Here is a 14,697-nt window from a genome sequence, read left to right as displayed (position 1 = left end):
CGTCGAGGGCGTCTCGGAGCAGGAGGCGCCGGGTCGCGTGATCCGGCGTCTCCTGCTCGTCCGGTCGGGCTCGGTCGTCGGCTCGTCCGACGGGCCGGCCGGGTCGTCGGCTCGTCCGACGGGCCGGCCGGGTCGTCGGGTCGTTCGGTCGGGCTCGGTCGTCGGCTCGTCCGGCAGGCCGGGTCGCCCGGCAGGGTGGGGTCGTCCGGCAGGGTGGGGTCGTCCGGCAGGGCGGGGTCGTCCGGCTGGGCTGGGTCGTCCGGCTGGGCTGGGTCGTCTGCTCATCCGGCTGGTCAGGTCCGGAACCCGTGATGCGTGCGGCCGTCGATCAGGCGACGATGCGCTCGCGCGCCAGGTCGGCGACGAGCCGGTCCAGCCGAGGCCCGCGGCCGAGGAAACGGCGGGACCCCGGAGCCGATCGGACCAGGAACGTCGCCACCGCCGGGGCGTCGTCCGGCCGGACGTAGTGGATCGCGACCGCGCAGGCGCCGTGCCCCCGGGGTCCGTGCACGTCCTCGAGCGCGATGTGCACCACGCGGCTCCACCGCACCACCAGCAGTCGGGTCGCCCGGCGTCCCTCGAGTTCCCACAGGGACGCCTCGGTCGCGCCGAAGGCCCAGGTCACGTGCTCGCTCAGGGTGACCTCTGGGCGCACCTCGGCGACGGCCTCGCGGAGTTCCGCGGTCGGTGCCGCCGGGACGAGCCACACCGTCGGGTCGATGCGGCGCACGGCGAGTGCGAGCGAGTCGTCCGCCTGCCGCCGTCGCAGCGCCGCAGCCCGGAACACCGCGACCACGATGACCGTGACGCCGAGTGCGATCGCCGCGAGCTCGACGAAACCGAACCACGACAGGTCGGCGTGGGGCGCGGCCGCGATGACGACGACCCGCGTGACGAGCAGTGCCGCCCACACCCCGACGATCGTCCACCGCAGGGTCATCAGCCGACGCGCGGCCGACATCGGCGAGCGGTCGTGGCGGCGGGCAGGTCCGAAGCGCGGGACACGTTCGGGAGACCTCGGCACAGGTCGATCCTCGCACGACCCGACGCGGGGCCGCTGGCGGGCGCCGGTGAACGACCGGGGAACCGGACGCACAGCGCACCAGCGGCCTGGCGACCTACGCTCCTCCGGTGAGCTCGCAACCGACGTCCGCCAGCACGACGCGCCGCCCTGTCCTGTCCGCAGCCGGGGTCGGGCTCGTGTCCGCCGCGGCCTTCCTGGGCATCGCGGAGTTCGGCGCACTGCTCCTGGGCGGTGCCGGCAGCCCGCTCGTCGCGGTCGGTTCGGCCGTGATCGACCTGGCACCGGCCGGGGCGAAGGACCTGATGGTCACGCTGTTCGGCACCGGCGACAAGGTCGCGCTGTTCGCCCTGATGACCGTCATCGTCGCGGCGGTGAGTGCCGGCGCCGGCGTCCTCGAGCGCGCCAGACCACCGTTCGGCGCGCTCGTGTTCGCGGCCGGCGGGGTCCTGGCGCTCCTCGCGGTGACCACGCGCTCCGGCAGCGGCACCCTCGACGGCGCCCCGACGGTCGTCGGCGTGGCCGCGGCGGTCATCGTGCTCCGGCTGCTGCTCCAGCGCCTGCGGAAGTGGGAAGCCGCCGCGCAGGTCCCCTCCGCGGCACCGCGACCGGCGTCGACGGAGCGCCGCGCGTTCCTGGTCTGGGGTGTCGCGACCGCAGCGGTCGCGGTGGTCGTGGGCGGGGCCTCCCGGCTGGGGTCCTCCGCCATGCAGGCGGCCGCCGCTGCCCGACGGGCCATCCGACTGCCCGCTGCGGCCACCGCCGCACCGGCGGTGCCGGCGGGGGCCTCGCTCGACGTCGACGGCATCTCGCCTTACATCACGCCGAACGCTGACTTCTACCGCATCGACACCGCGCTGCGGGTGCCGAACGTCGATCCCGCCAACTGGTCGCTGCGCGTCCACGGGGCGGTGGAACGCGAGGTCACGCTCACCTGGGACGAGCTGCTCGCGCTCCCGCTCGAGGAGCACGTCGCCACCCTGAGCTGCGTGTCGAACGAGGTCGGCGGCGACCTCATCGGCACCGCACGGTGGCTCGGCTACCCGATCCGGGAGCTGCTCGCCCGGGCCCGGCCGACGGGAGACGCCGACATGGTGCTCTCCCGCAGCATCGACGGCTTCTCGGCCGGCACCCCGCTCGACGTGCTGCAGGACGACGGCACCGCGGCGCTGCTCGCCGTCGGCATGAACGGCGAACCCCTGCCGACCGAGCACGGGTTCCCGGTGCGGATGGTCGTCCCCGGGCTCTACGGCTACGTGTCGGCGACGAAGTGGGTCACCGAGCTCGAGGTCACCCGCTTCGCCGACGCCCAGGGGTACTGGACGCCGCGCGGCTGGTCCGAGCGCGGGCCGGTCAAGCTCGAGAGCCGGATCGACACCCCGCGAGCCGGCGCGACGGTCACGGCCGGCAAGCCGGTCGCCATCGCGGGTGTGGCGTGGCAGCCGCACACCGGCGTGAAGGGCGTGCAGGTGCGGGTCGACGGCGGCGACTGGCAGCAGGCGACGCTCGCCGACTCGGCCTCGGCGGACACCTGGCGGCAGTGGGTGCTGCGCTGGACGCCCGACTCCGGGTCGCACCGCATCGAGGTGCGGGCGACGAGCGCCGACGGTGAGGTGCAGACGAGCGTGGAGCGGCCGCCGGCACCGAACGGGGCGACGGGGTGGCACTCGGTGGAGGTCTCGGCGCGGTAGGGGGCGGCGCGGCAGCGCGGGCGCGGCCCGCGGCCCGCGGTCCGTGCGGCGTGTGTGTGCGTGCGGTGCGGTCGAGGTCGCGGGATGTGCGCTTCCGATGGCGTCGAAGCGGCCGTTCGTGCGACCTCGGCGGACGCGAGCGGCGGGTCGTGCGACCTTGTCGGGCCTCGCCGCGACCGGCCGCTGAGCAGCCGGTCTGCGCCGGGGCGTCAGGCTCCGTCGGGCGTCGGGCGTCGGGCTCCGTCGGGACGTCAGGCGGGCAGGGTCGCGACGACGCAGGTGCCGTCGACCTCGTCGTCGTGCTCGATCGTGACGGCGAACCCGGCGTCGGCGAACACCGCCGCGGACGCCGACGACTGTGCCTCCGAGACCTCGATGACGACCGGGCCCCCGAGACGGAGCCACTCCCCCGCACCCGCGGCGATGCGGCGGTGCAGGTCGAGCCCGTCCGCGCCGCCGTCCAGCGCGACGCGGTGCTCGTGGTCGCGCGCCTCGACGGGCATCGTGGCGATCGACGCCGAGGGCACGTAGGGCGCGTTGACTGCGATCACGTCGACCGCGCCGCGGAACCGGTCGGGCAGCGGTGCGAACAGGTCGCCCCGGACGACGATGCCCCGGTCACCGACGTTCTCGGCCGCCACGTCGACGGCGTCCGGGTCGATGTCCGTCGCGACGAGGTCGAGCGCTCCGACCCGGCCGAACAGCGCCACGGCGATCGCACCCGAGCCGCAGCACAGGTCGACCACGCGGTCGTAGCGCTGCAGACGACGAGCGGCTTGCTCGACCACGACGGCCGTGCGCGCCCGCGGGACGAACACACCGGGCGTCACGCGGATGCGGTGGCCGTCGAAGGCGGCCCATCCGAGCACGTACTCGAGCGGCTCACCGGCGAGCCGGCGTTGCACGAGGGCACGGAGTCGCGTCGGCTCGCCGTCGCCGGCCTCGAGCAGCAGGTCGGCTTCGTCCTCGGCGAAGACGCTCCCCGCAGCCCGGAGCCGGGTCGCGAGGGCGTCGCGCGCCGGTGAGGTCAAGCGGCGCCGTCGAACATCGACGTGACCGAACCGTCGTCGAAGACCTCGTGGATGGCCCGGGCGATGAGCGGAGCGATCGGCAGGACCTCGAGGCGGTCCCAGCGCTTCTCCTCAGGCAGGGGCAGGGTGTCCGTCACGACCACCCGGTCGATGAACTCGCTCTGCAGCAGCTCGGTGGCCGGGTCGGAGAAGACCGCGTGGGTCGCCGCGACGACGACGCCCGTGGCACCGGCGGCCTTGAGGGCCTCGGCGGCCTTGGCGATCGTGCGACCGGTGTCGATGAGGTCGTCGACGAGCAGGCAGACGCGCCCGCTGACGTCACCGACGATCTCGTGCACCGACACCTGGTTCGGCACGAGCGGGTCGCGACGCTTGTGGATGATGGCGAGCGGTGCGCCGAGCTTCTCCGACCAGATGTCGGCGACGCGGACACGACCCATGTCCGGCGAGACGACGGTCAGGGTCTCCGGGTCGAGCGTCTCGCGGAAGCGCTCGAGCAGCACCGGCATGGCGAAGAGGTGGTCGACCGGGCCGTCGAAGAAGCCCTGGATCTGTGCGGCGTGCAGGTCGACGCTCATGATCCGGTGGGCTCCGGCCGCCTTGAACAGGTCGGCGACGAGTCGGGCCGAGATCGGCTCGCGGCCGCGGCCCTTCTTGTCCTGTCGGGCGTACGGGTAGAACGGCGCGACGACCGTGATGCGCTTCGCCGAGGCACGCTTCAGGGCGTCGACCATGATGAGCTGCTCCATGAGCCACTCGTTGATGGGCGCCGTGTGCGACTGGATGACGAAGGCGTCACAGCCGCGCACCGACTCGTCGAAGCGCGCGTACAGCTCGCCGTTCGCGAAGGTGCGGGCGTCCGTCGGGACGAGCTCGACGCCGAGCTCGTCCGCGATCTCGGCAGAGAGCGCCGGGTGTGCTCGCCCTGAGACGAGGACGAGTCGTTTCTGGCCGGTTGTCTTGATTCCGGACAAGTGCGGTGCTCACTCCCTGACCCGCGTGGGGTCGATGTCGACGACCGGTGGTCGCCAGGATCTATTCGCCGTTCGCGAGCCGAGCTGCCTCGGCCGCCGGTGTGCCGGGCCGGTGTTCCGCGACCCATCCGTCGGTGTTGCGCTGCGGGGCGTAGCTGATCGCGAGCGATCCGGCCGGGACGTCCTTGCGAACGGTCGTTCCGGCACCCGTGTACGCGCCGTCACCAATCCTAACCGGGGCGACGAACACGTTGTGCGAGCCGGTGCGGACGTTCGAGCCCACCTCGGTGCGGTGCTTGTGCACGCCGTCGTAGTTCGCGGTGATCGTGTTCGCGCCGATGTTCGAGTCCTCGCCCACCTCGGCGTCGCCGATGTAGGACAGGTGCGGGACCTTGCTGCCCCGGCCGATCGTCGCGTTCTTCGTCTCGACGAACGTGCCGATCTTGCCGTCGTCGCCGAGGACCGTGCCCGGGCGCAGGTAGGCGAACGGGCCGACCGAGGCACCGTCCCCGATCACCGCGAGGGTGGCGTCGACGCGGTTCACGGTGGCGCGGGCGCCGACCTCGGTGTCGCGGAGCGTGGTGTCGGGTCCGACGACGGCACCGGCCGCGATCGCGGTGGCACCGATGAGCTGGGTGCCCGGCAGGACCTCGGCGTCGGGCTCGATGGTGACGTCGAGGTCGATCCATGTCGTCGCGGGGTCCTGCACGCTGACGCCGGCGAGCTGGTGCCGGCGGACGATGCGGGCGTTGAGCTCGCGCGCGGCGACGGAGAGCTGCACGCGGTCGTTGATGCCGGCGACGAGCCACTGGTCGGTGAGCGTGACGACGTCGATGATGCCGCCCCGACCGGCGATGAGCGTCGGCGCGTCGGTGATGTACTTCTCGCCCTGGGCGTTGGCGGTGGTGAGTGCGGGCAGCACGGCCCGCAGGTGCGCGGCGTCGAAGGCGTAGATGCCGGCGTTCGTCTCGGTGATCGTGAGCTGTTCGGCCGAGGCGTCCTTGTGCTCGACCACCCCGACGAAGGCGCCGGAGTCGTCACGCACGACACGGCCGAGACCCGTCGGGTCGGGAGCGATCGCGCTGACGAGGGTCACGGCGTTCGCGGCACCGACGTGGGCGTCGACGAGCAGACGGAGCGACGCCGCGTCGAGCAGCGGGACGTCGCCGGACAGGACCACGACGGCTCCGTCGAAGTCGGCCGGCAGGCCTCCCAGCGCCACCTCGACCGCGCGGCCGGTACCGGGAACGTCGTCCTGGTCGACCACGATCGCGTCGGGTGCACGCTCGACGACCTCGGCGGCCACTCGGTCACGCTCGTGCCGAACGACGACGGCGACGTGCTCGGGGCTGAGCGACGACGCCGTGCGCAGTACATGCCCGATGAGGGGCAGCCCGGCGAGCCGGTGCAGCACCTTGGGCGTGGACGACTTCATGCGCGTGCCCTGCCCGGCGGCGAGGACGACGACGGCGATGCGCTGGTCGGTCATGGGTCCATCCTGGCGCACCGCGAGCCGCGACGCCTGACGAGCACGGTCACCCGTGGACAGTGCCCGCCGATCGGGCACCTGTGGAGGAGTCCCTGCGGCCGTTCCCCGCCGACGTTCCGTCCCATTGCACGTGGGATGGGAAGCGGGATCGCGCGTGGGTGGTCGGAAGGAACGGCCTCCTACGCGCGGAACGACTCACCACGCGCGGAACAGCACCCGACGCGCGAAACAGCACCCCCGCGGACAGCACCCCCACCCCGCGCCCCCGCACCCCCGCGCCCCAGCGCCCCCTACGCCCGCTCGCGGCGCACGACCGCCATGAGCACGAGTCCGGCGAGCAGGACCACGACGATGCCGAGGATGCCGAAGCGCGTCGAGCCGCCGATCGTGACCGCGACGCCGAACAGGGCCGGTGCCAGGAACGAGGCCGCACGGCCGGTGGTGGCGTAGAGGCCGAAGAGCTCGCCCTCGCGGCCGGGCGTCGTCAGCCGCGCCAGGTACGCCCGCGAGGACGCCTGCACCGGCCCGACGAAGAGCGCGAGCGTCAGGCCGAGCACCCAGAAGAGCTCGGTGCGGTCGCCGGCGGCGAAGACCCCGATGCCGCAGGCCGCGAGCCCGACGAGGGAGACCGTGATGATCGCCCGCGAGCCGAACCGGTCGTCGAGGCGCCCCGAGACGAAGGTGGCGACGCCGGCGACGACGTTCGCGGCGATGGCGAAGAGGATGACCTGCGACGCGCTGAACCCGAAGACCTGCGCGGCGACGATCCCGCCGAAGGTGAAGACCGCACCGACGCCGTCGCGGAAGACGGCGCTCGCGAGCAGGAACGCCAGCACGTTCCGCCGCTCCCGCCACAGCCGGGCGACGTCACGGCCGAGGTCCGCGTAGGCGCCGAACAGCCCGCCGGACCGTGCGGGGCCGGGCGCGGCCTCGGGCACGACCACGAAGAGCGGGATCGAGCTCACGGCGAGCCACACCGCGGCGATGCCGATCGCGACGCGGACGTCCCACTGGCCGGTCGCGACGGTGGCGGGGAGCTGCAGCAGCCCGCCGACGACCCCGTCGCCGCGGAAGTCCTGGATGCACAGCACGAGCAGCAGCACGAGCAGGACGATGCCGCCGAAGTACCCGGCGGCCCACCCGATGGCCGAGACCCGCCCCGTGCGGCCGCCGGACGCGATCTGCCCGAGCATCGCGTTGTAGCCCACGCTCGCGATCTCGAACGCCACGGTGCCGATGCCGAGCAGGGCTGCGCCGAGCAGCAGGTACGGCTGGCTCGGGGCGACGAAGACCATGCCGCCGATGGACAGCGCGATGCCGATCGTCGCGATGAGGACCGAGCGCCGGCGGTGACCGGACGAGTCCGCGAGGCGTCCGACCGCGGGCGCGACGAGCGCGACGACGATGCCGGCGACGGTCAGCGCGGTCGAGACGACGGCGGCGTTGTGCGCGAGCTCCCGCTCGACGACCGCCTTGCCCGCCGCGGACGTGTCGCCGACGAGCGCCGGGTCGACGAACGCCCGGCTCGCCAGGTACGTGCTGAACACGAAGGTGGTCACGACCGCGTTGAACGCCGCCGAGCCCCAGTCCCAGAGCGCCCAGGACACGAGTGCGCGGCGGTCGGTGCGCGACGGTGCGACGGCGGCCGGTGAAGCGGTCATGCGCGAACCGTAGCGCGTCCTCGTGACGCGCCGGTGGCCCCGTTCCGGGTCACGTGTCGGAACGGGAGGCCCGTGGCGGCCTGGCCACGGGCCTCCCGTCCGTCTCGTGGGCACGTCGGGAGCCGCCCGCTCAGGCGGGGACGCCGCCGGGGTAGACGACGGACTTGAGCGACTCCGGGTCGGTGTCGCTCTCGAGGGCGTCGCGGACGTCGTCGAGCCCGAAGCGGCCGGTGACGAGCGAGTCGAGGTCGACCTGCCCGGACGCGACGAGCTCGATCGCGACCGGCCAGGTGTTCGTGTACCGGAAGATCCCGGTGACCGTGACCTCGAGGTTCTGGATGTGCTCGACCGGCAGCGTCATCTCGGAGTTGCCGAGCCCGACCAGCACCGCGGCTCCTGCCGGGCCCACCGCCTTGATGCCGTCCGACACCGCGCGGGGTGCACCGCTGGCGTCGATGAACGCGTCCACGGGGACGATGTCGGACGCGACGGACACGGCGGTCGGGTCGACGACCTCGGTCGCGCCGTACGACAGCGCACGCTCACGGCGCTCCGGCACGAGGTCGCTGACGACGATGCGCGAGGCGCCGAAGGCCTTCGCCACCTGCGCGCAGATGATGCCGATCGGACCGGCACCGGCGATGAGCACCGACGACCCGGGGACGATGCCGGCCTTGCGCACGGCGGCGATGCCGACGGACAGGGGCTCGAGGAGCGCGCCGGCCTCGAACGAGACGGTGTCGGGCAGGACGTGCGCGAACTCGGCCTCGATGGTGACGAAGTCGGTGAAGGCGCCGTCGACCGGCGGCGTCGCGTAGAAGCGCATGTGCGGGCAGAGGTTATACCGACCCGCCAGGCACTGCGCGCAGCGGTGGCAGGGGCGCTGCGGCTCGATGGCGACGCGCTCCCCCACACGGGCCGGGTCGACACCGTCGCCGACCGCGGTGATCGTGCCGGAGAGCTCGTGGCCGAGCACGAGGGGTTCCTCGACGACGAAGTCGCCGATCTTCCCGTGCCGGTAGTAGTGCACGTCGGAACCGCACACGCCGACGGCGGCGACGCGGACGAGCACGTCGCCGGGGGCGACCTCGGGGACGGGGCGGTCCTCGACGGTCAGGTCCTGGGTGCCGAGCAGCACGCTCACGCGCTGACGCTGGATGGAGGTCATGCGGTCCTCGTTTCCCCGACCGCGTCGACGCGGTCGGACGTTCGGGTGGTGGGGGTGGCCGGTACCGCGAGGGCGATCCGGTCCGGGTCGCGCAGCAGGTCGCCGAACGCGATCTCGGCGGCTCCGTGCACGAGCACGTCGGGCCCGAGCGCGGCCGGCACGATGCGGAGTCGGTCTGCGGTCCCGGTCATCGACTGGGCGCGCACGTCGTCGAGGATGCGGTCCCCGACGTGGTCGAGCAGCACGCCGAGGAACCCGCCGAGCACGACCATCGTGGGGTTCACGGTGTGGATCGCGTTGCGGAGCGCCGTGGCCAGGGCGGCCACCTGCCGGTCGACGACCCGTTCGACGTCGGGCCGGCCCTCGGCGAGCGCGGCGGCGAGGGCGACGAGGTCGTCCGGAGCGGTCCCGGCCGCGGTCGCCAGGTCGTCGCGGGATGCCTCGGTCTCCAGGCAGCCGACCGCGCCGCAGTGGCACCGGATGCCGTTGGCCGCGACGAAGGTGTGGCCGAGTTCGCCCGCGTAGCCGTCGGCGCCGCTGAGCGGTCGGCCGGCGGTGATCACCCCGCCGCCGATGCCGCTCGCACCGCCGTTGAGGTACACGAGGTCGTCGACGCCCCGGCCGCTGCCGGCCAGCCGTTCCGCCCACGCCCCGAGGTTGGCGTCGTTCGCGGCCCGGACCGGCAGCCCGGTCCGTTCGGCGAGGGGTCCGGCGAGCGGCGCGTCGGTCCAGCCGAGGTGCGGGGCGTCCTGCACGGTGCCGTCCTCGACCCGGACGGTGCCGGGGACGGCGACGCCGACGCCGACGAGCCGGAGCCCTGCCGGAGCGGACGCTCCGGGTGCACCGGGACCGGTCGGGCGCAGCCGGTCGAGCAGCGCGGCGACGGTCTCGACCGCCTCGTCCGGCGTGGGCGGGCGGTGTTGCGGTTCGACCGAGCGGCTCCGCACGGTGCCGTCGAGCCCGACGAGGGCGACCGACACGGCGTCGACCTCGACCGTGACCGCGGCTGCGACGACGTCCGGGGCGGCCCGCACGACGGGACTCGGCCGCCCCACGCCGGTGCCCGGCGCACCGGCGGCGGGCAGGTCCTCGTGCAGGAGCCCGCGGTCGACCAGTTCACCGACGAGCGCGAGGGTGGTGGAGCGGTTGAGGCCGGTCCGTCGGGTGACCTCGGCGCGGGTGATCGGACCTTCCTCGTGCACGAGCCGGAGCACCCGCGCGGCGTTGCTCGGCGCGGGCGAGGGCGCGGGTGAAGGCGAGGGGGCGGGCACGGGCCCGGATGCGGCGCCCGGTGTCGCGGCGGTCGTGCTCGTCATCGGTCCCTCGTCGTGGTCGGTGGTGGATGGTGGATGGAGGCCCGGAGCCCACGGTCTGCGCCCGGGGTCCGGGGTCCGGGGTCCGGCGTTCGGGGTCCGGGTTCGGGGTCCCGGGTCCGACCCGCGGCGGTGACCCGCCCGGTCCCGTGGACGCGCAGCCCCGCCCCGGCCCGGCCCGGCCCGCTCAGCGTGAGCGGCTGAACGCGGCGTCGAAGGCGGCCTCGGGCGGCGCGATGGTGCCGAGCCGCCGGACGAACGCCAGCGCTTCGGGCCCGCCGACGAGTCGGTCCATGCCGGCGTCCTCCCATTCGACGCTGGTCGGGCCGGCGTAGCCGATGTGGTTGAGCACGCGGAAGACCCGCTCCCACGGCACGTCCCCGTGGCCGGCGGTGACGAAGTCCCACCCGCGCCGGGGGTCGCCCCACGGCAGGTGTGAGCCCAGTCGCCCGTTGCGGCCGTCGAGCTGCTTCACCGACTCCTTGCAGTGCACGTGGTACACCCGGTCGGCGAAGTCGAGCAGGAACGCGGCGGGGTCGAGGTCCTGCCAGACGAAGTGCGACGGGTCGAAGTTGAACCCGAACGCCGGCCGGTCCGCGAAGACGTCCAACGCCCGACGAGCGGTCCAGTAGTCGTACGCGATCTCGGACGGGTGCACCTCGAGCGCGAACCGGACCCCGACCTCCTCGAAGACGTCGAGGATCGGCGACCAGCGGTCGTGGAAGTCCTGGTACCCGGCGTCGATCATCGACGGCGGTACGGGCGGGAACCCGGCGACGGTCTTCCAGATCGACGAGCCGGAGAAGCCGGTGACGGTGTCGACACCGAGCGCCGCGGCGGCACGGGCCGTCCACTGCAGTTCCTCGGCGGCGCGCTGCCGCACGCCCTCGGGGTCGCCGTCGCCCCACACGTGCGGGGCGAGGATGTCCTCGTGCCGCTGGTCGATGGGGTCGTCGCACACGGCCTGGCCGGTCAGGTGGTTCGCGATGGTCCAGACCTGCAGCCCGTTGCGTTCCAGGATCGCCTTGCGCTCGGCGACGTACGAAGGGTCCGTCGCGGCGCGCCGGACGTCCAGGTGGTCGCCCCAGCAGGCGATCTCGAGTCCGTCGTAGCCCCACTCGCCGGCGAGCCGGGCGACCTCCTCGAAGGGCAGGTCGGCCCACTGTCCGGTGAACAGGGTGACCGGCCGGGAGGCCCGGGTCGTCTCCGTCGTGTCGCTCGCGTCCGTCGTCGTCGTCATCGTCGTCCTTCCTCGCGGTGGTCGGGTACCGTCACCAGGATCCGGGTGCGGACCCGGCGGGGACGGTGGCGGGTCGCTCGACGCGCGAGTGCACGTCGACGACCGCGTGGTCACGGGCGGCGGCCGAGACCGCCTCCATGACCTCGAGCACGTGGAACGCCAGGTCGCCGGAGGCCCGGTGCGGCCGCTCCGTCGCGAGCGCGTGCGCCATGTCGGCGAGCCCGTAGCCGCGGCCGGCGTCGGCGTACCCGGCGGCGACCGGCAGGTCGCGCCAGGTGCGGTCGTCCGCGGTGGCGATCGACACGGTGTCCGAGAACCGGTTCGGGTCCGGGACGCCCAGGGTGCCGGCGGTGCCGTACACCTCGAAGAGCGGTGCGCGGGTGGCCCAGACCTCGAACGAGACGGTGACGGTGGAGACCACGCCGTTCTCGTGCTCGAGGATCGCGACGATGTGCGTGTCGATGTCGACCGGGATCGGCGTGCCGGCGTTCGGCCCGGTCGCGACGGTGCGTTCCCGGGTGGAGCGGGTGGCACTGCCGCTGACCCGGACGACCGGCCCGAAGAACGTGACGAGGCTCGTCAGGTAGTACGGCCCCATGTCGAGGAGCGGTCCGCCGCCCGGCTGGTAGTAGAACGCCGGCGCCGGGTGCCAGAGCTCGTGACCGGGAGCACTCCACGAGACGGCGGCCCCGACCGGGGTGCCGACCAGGCCGTCGTCGAGGGCGGCCCGCGCGGTCTGGATGCCGGTGCCGAGGACGGTGTCCGGGGCGCTGCCGACGCGCAGGCCGGCGGCGCGGGCGGCCTCGAGCACCGGGGCGGCCTCGGCCGTCGACATCGCCAGCGGCTTCTCGCCGTAGACGTGCTTGCCGGCGGCGAGCGCGCGGGTGGCGACGTCGGCGTGCGCGGCCGGGATCGTCAGGTTGAGCACCACGTCGACGTCGTCGGCGGCGAGCAGGTCGTCGACGCTCGTGCCCCGCACGCCCTGTGCCGTACCGACGGCCTCGGCCCGGGCGACGTCGAGGTCGGCGACCGCGGCGAGCTCGAGGCCGGGCAGGGCCGGGAAGTGCTCGAAGTACTGCTGGCTGATCACGCCCACGCCGACCACGCCGACCCGGAGCACCCCTTCGTTCACCGTGCTGCCCACAGCAGCCCCCGTTCGATGATGGTGCGGAGCGGTTGCGACTCGACGACCTCGAGTCGGTGCCCGGGAGCCGACACGAACACGCGGCCCTCGCCCCACTGTCGGGTCCAGATCGCCGGTGCGGTCACCGGCCGGTTCCACGCGTCGAAGTCGCGGGCCTCCTGCGTGGTGGTCGCGAGGACGTCGTTGTACTCGTCGGACAGCACCCAGTACTGCTCGGTGACGAGGTCGAAGTCCTCGATGCCCTGCGTGATCGGGTGCTCGTGCCCGAGGTCGGTGACGTGCACCGTGTACGGGATGTAGTTGTCCGACTGCTCGCCGGCCCGTTCGTCGGGGTGCTTGCCCGCGTGGTGCGCGAACTGGCCGCCGATCATGTGCAGGTAGTCGGCGGTGTTCCGGAACGCGTCGGCGATGCCGCCGTGCCACCCGGCCAGACCCGCACCGCCCAGCACGGCGCGTTGCAGCCCGGCGAACTCGTCGTCGGCGATGGTCGACATCGTGACGACCTGGACGATCAGGTCGACCTCGGCCATGACGGACTCGTCGGCGTAGACGGCCGTCGAGTCGGACACCCGGACCGCGAAGCCTTTGTCACGCAGGAACGGCACGAACAGGTCGGTGGTCTCGACGGGCTGGTGGCCGTCCCAGCCCCCGCGGACGACCAGGGCCTGGCGTGTGCCGTCGGCGGCGCTCACGAGGTCACCGTCCAGCTGCTGCCGGCGGCGGCGCTGCGCTCGACGGCGTCGAGGACCCGCTGCACGTGCAGGCCGTCGGCGAACGACGGCGACGGGTCGGTGCCGGCGACGATGGCGTCGACGAAGTCCTTCACCTGGTGGCTGAAGGTGTGCTCGTAGCCGATGAGGTGCCCGGTCGGCCACCACGCGGCCATGTAGGGGTGCTCGGGTTCGGTGACCAGGATCCGGCGGAAGCCCTGCTCCCCCGCAGGGGCGTTCGACTCGTACAGCCGGAGTTCGTTCATCGCCTCGAGGTCGAACTGGATCGCGCCTTCGGACCCGCTGATCTCGAGCGTCAGGCCGTTCTTCCGGCCGGGCGCGTAGCGCGTCGCCTCGAACGTGCCGATCGCACCGTCCGCCGCGCCGCCGGTCAGCCGTGCGGTGAAGAACGCGGCGTCGTCGACCGTGACCTGGCCGCGCTCCTCGGAGGCGGTGCCGGACAGCCCGACGCCCTCGGCCATGAGCGGCCGCTCGGTGACGAAGGTCTCGAGCGTGCCGGACACCGTGGCGAGCGAACCGCCGGTGACGTGCTCGACGAGGTCGATCGCGTGCGCACCGATGTCGCCGAGTGCGCCGGAACCGGCGAGCGACTTGTCGAGCCGCCAGGTCATCGGGCCGTCGGCGTCGGCGAGCCAGTCCTGCAGGTAGAGCGCGCGGACCTGGCGGACGGTGCCGATCCGGCCGTCCTGCACGAGCTGCCGGGCGAACGCGATGGCCGGCACCCGGCGGTAGCTGAACCCGACCATCGCCCGGACACCCCGCGCACGTGCTGCGTCGGCGGCGGCGGTCATCGCCTCGGCCTCGGCGACGGTGTTGGCGAGCGGTTTCTCGCACAGGACGTGCTTGCCGGCCTCGAGCGCGGCGATCGCGATCTCGACGTGCGACGACCCCGGGGACACGACGTCGACCACGTCGACGTCCGGGTCGGCGACGACGGCACGCCAGTCGGTGGACGCTGCCTGCCAGCCGTACTGCTGCCGGGCGGCCTCGGTGCGTCCGGCATCACGCCCGACGATCACCGCCATCTCGGGTTCGGCGCCGAGGTCGAAGAACCGGGGAGCGGTCCGCCACGCCTGTGAGTGCGCGGCTCCCATGAAGCCGTGCCCGACCATGGCGACCCGCAGTCGTTGCTGTGCCGTCGACACACTTGCCATCCGCTCGCTCCTTTGCGATCACGTCCTTGCCACAGCCAACACTACCGCTTATGTTGGGCGCGGCAACATTTTGTTTCGAC

At 73.5% G+C, this 14,697-nt stretch carries 12 protein-coding genes; 1 reads left to right on the top strand and 11 read right to left on the bottom strand.

From position 1 onward, the window contains the following. Positions 1 to 328 precede the first annotated feature (328 nt). On the bottom strand, positions 329 to 961 hold the full coding sequence (locus DEI99_RS03965; protein ID WP_111043043.1) for a hypothetical protein: 633 nt from the start codon (positions 959 to 961) through the stop codon (positions 329 to 331). 170 nt (positions 962 to 1,131) lie between these two features. On the opposite strand from DEI99_RS03965, the gene DEI99_RS03960 reads away from it, so the two are divergent. Beyond that, a complete protein-coding gene (locus DEI99_RS03960) occupies positions 1,132 to 2,712 on the top strand; it encodes a molybdopterin-dependent oxidoreductase (protein WP_111043044.1) in 1,581 nt (526 codons plus the stop codon). Between the two features lie 251 nt (positions 2,713 to 2,963). On the opposite strand, the gene DEI99_RS03955 is transcribed toward DEI99_RS03960, so the two are convergent. From DEI99_RS03955 to DEI99_RS03910, 10 genes are all read right to left on the bottom strand, one after another. After that, positions 2,964 to 3,743 carry a putative protein N(5)-glutamine methyltransferase gene (locus tag DEI99_RS03955; RefSeq protein WP_284180944.1) on the bottom strand — a complete coding sequence of 260 codons (780 nt, stop codon included), beginning with the start codon at positions 3,741 to 3,743 and terminating at the stop codon, positions 2,964 to 2,966. After that, complete coding sequence (locus DEI99_RS03950) at positions 3,740 to 4,717, bottom strand: ribose-phosphate diphosphokinase (protein WP_071253312.1); 978 nt, start codon at positions 4,715 to 4,717, stop codon at positions 3,740 to 3,742. The genes DEI99_RS03955 and DEI99_RS03950 overlap by 4 nt, the downstream gene beginning before the upstream one ends. A 61-nt stretch (positions 4,718 to 4,778) precedes the next feature. Then, positions 4,779 to 6,206, bottom strand: coding sequence for a bifunctional UDP-N-acetylglucosamine diphosphorylase/glucosamine-1-phosphate N-acetyltransferase GlmU (gene glmU / locus DEI99_RS03945; RefSeq protein WP_284180943.1), 1,428 nt, complete (start codon positions 6,204 to 6,206; stop codon positions 4,779 to 4,781). A gap of 290 nt (positions 6,207 to 6,496) precedes the next feature. Further along, entirely contained in the window at positions 6,497 to 7,867 is a 1,371-nt protein-coding gene (locus DEI99_RS03940; protein WP_071253316.1) for an MFS transporter, read from the bottom strand. 130 nt (positions 7,868 to 7,997) lie between these two features. Further along, the gene (locus DEI99_RS03935; RefSeq protein ID WP_284180942.1) at positions 7,998 to 9,035 is read right to left on the bottom strand and encodes an NAD(P)-dependent alcohol dehydrogenase; all 1,038 of its coding nucleotides are present in this window, start codon (positions 9,033 to 9,035) and stop codon (positions 7,998 to 8,000) included. Then, positions 9,032 to 10,351, bottom strand: coding sequence for an ROK family transcriptional regulator (locus tag DEI99_RS03930; RefSeq protein ID WP_284180941.1), 1,320 nt, complete (start codon positions 10,349 to 10,351; stop codon positions 9,032 to 9,034). The genes DEI99_RS03935 and DEI99_RS03930 overlap by 4 nt, the downstream gene beginning before the upstream one ends. 184 nt (positions 10,352 to 10,535) lie before the next feature. After that, on the bottom strand, positions 10,536 to 11,588 hold the full coding sequence (locus DEI99_RS03925) for a sugar phosphate isomerase/epimerase family protein (RefSeq protein WP_111043085.1): 1,053 nt from the start codon (positions 11,586 to 11,588) through the stop codon (positions 10,536 to 10,538). A 31-nt stretch (positions 11,589 to 11,619) separates the two neighbouring features. Continuing rightward, complete coding sequence (locus DEI99_RS03920; protein WP_111043086.1) at positions 11,620 to 12,732, bottom strand: Gfo/Idh/MocA family protein; 1,113 nt, start codon at positions 12,730 to 12,732, stop codon at positions 11,620 to 11,622. Further along, positions 12,717 to 13,424, bottom strand: coding sequence for a ThuA domain-containing protein (locus DEI99_RS03915; protein ID WP_111043087.1), 708 nt, complete (start codon positions 13,422 to 13,424; stop codon positions 12,717 to 12,719). Before DEI99_RS03915 ends, DEI99_RS03920 begins: the two co-directional genes overlap by 16 nt. Continuing rightward, entirely contained in the window at positions 13,421 to 14,617 is a 1,197-nt protein-coding gene (locus tag DEI99_RS03910; protein ID WP_258369675.1) for a Gfo/Idh/MocA family protein, read from the bottom strand. Before DEI99_RS03910 ends, DEI99_RS03915 begins: the two co-directional genes overlap by 4 nt. Positions 14,618 to 14,697 lie beyond the last annotated feature (80 nt).

The organism is Curtobacterium sp. MCLR17_036, from assembly GCF_003234445.2.
Taxonomy (GTDB): Bacteria; Actinomycetota; Actinomycetes; order Actinomycetales; family Microbacteriaceae; genus Curtobacterium.
This window is presented reverse-complemented; position numbering and strand designations above follow the sequence as displayed.

Bases quoted from the DNA above. Each gene is read 5' to 3' on its own strand.
- DEI99_RS03965 (WP_111043043.1), bottom strand. From the start codon at position 961: ATGTCGGCCGCGCGTCGGCTGATGACCCTGCGGTGGACGATCGTCGGG.
- glmU (WP_284180943.1), bottom strand. From the start codon at position 6,206: ATGACCGACCAGCGCATCGCCGTCGTCGTCCTCGCCGCCGGGCAGGGC.
- DEI99_RS03940 (WP_071253316.1), bottom strand. From the start codon at position 7,867: ATGACCGCTTCACCGGCCGCCGTCGCACCGTCGCGCACCGACCGCCGC.
- DEI99_RS03935 (WP_284180942.1), bottom strand. From the start codon at position 9,035: ATGACCTCCATCCAGCGTCAGCGCGTGAGCGTGCTGCTCGGCACCCAG.
- DEI99_RS03930 (WP_284180941.1), bottom strand. From the start codon at position 10,351: ATGACGAGCACGACCGCCGCGACACCGGGCGCCGCATCCGGGCCCGTG.
- DEI99_RS03925 (WP_111043085.1), bottom strand. From the start codon at position 11,588: ATGACGACGACGACGGACGCGAGCGACACGACGGAGACGACCCGGGCC.
- DEI99_RS03910 (WP_258369675.1), bottom strand. From the start codon at position 14,617: ATGGCAAGTGTGTCGACGGCACAGCAACGACTGCGGGTCGCCATGGTC.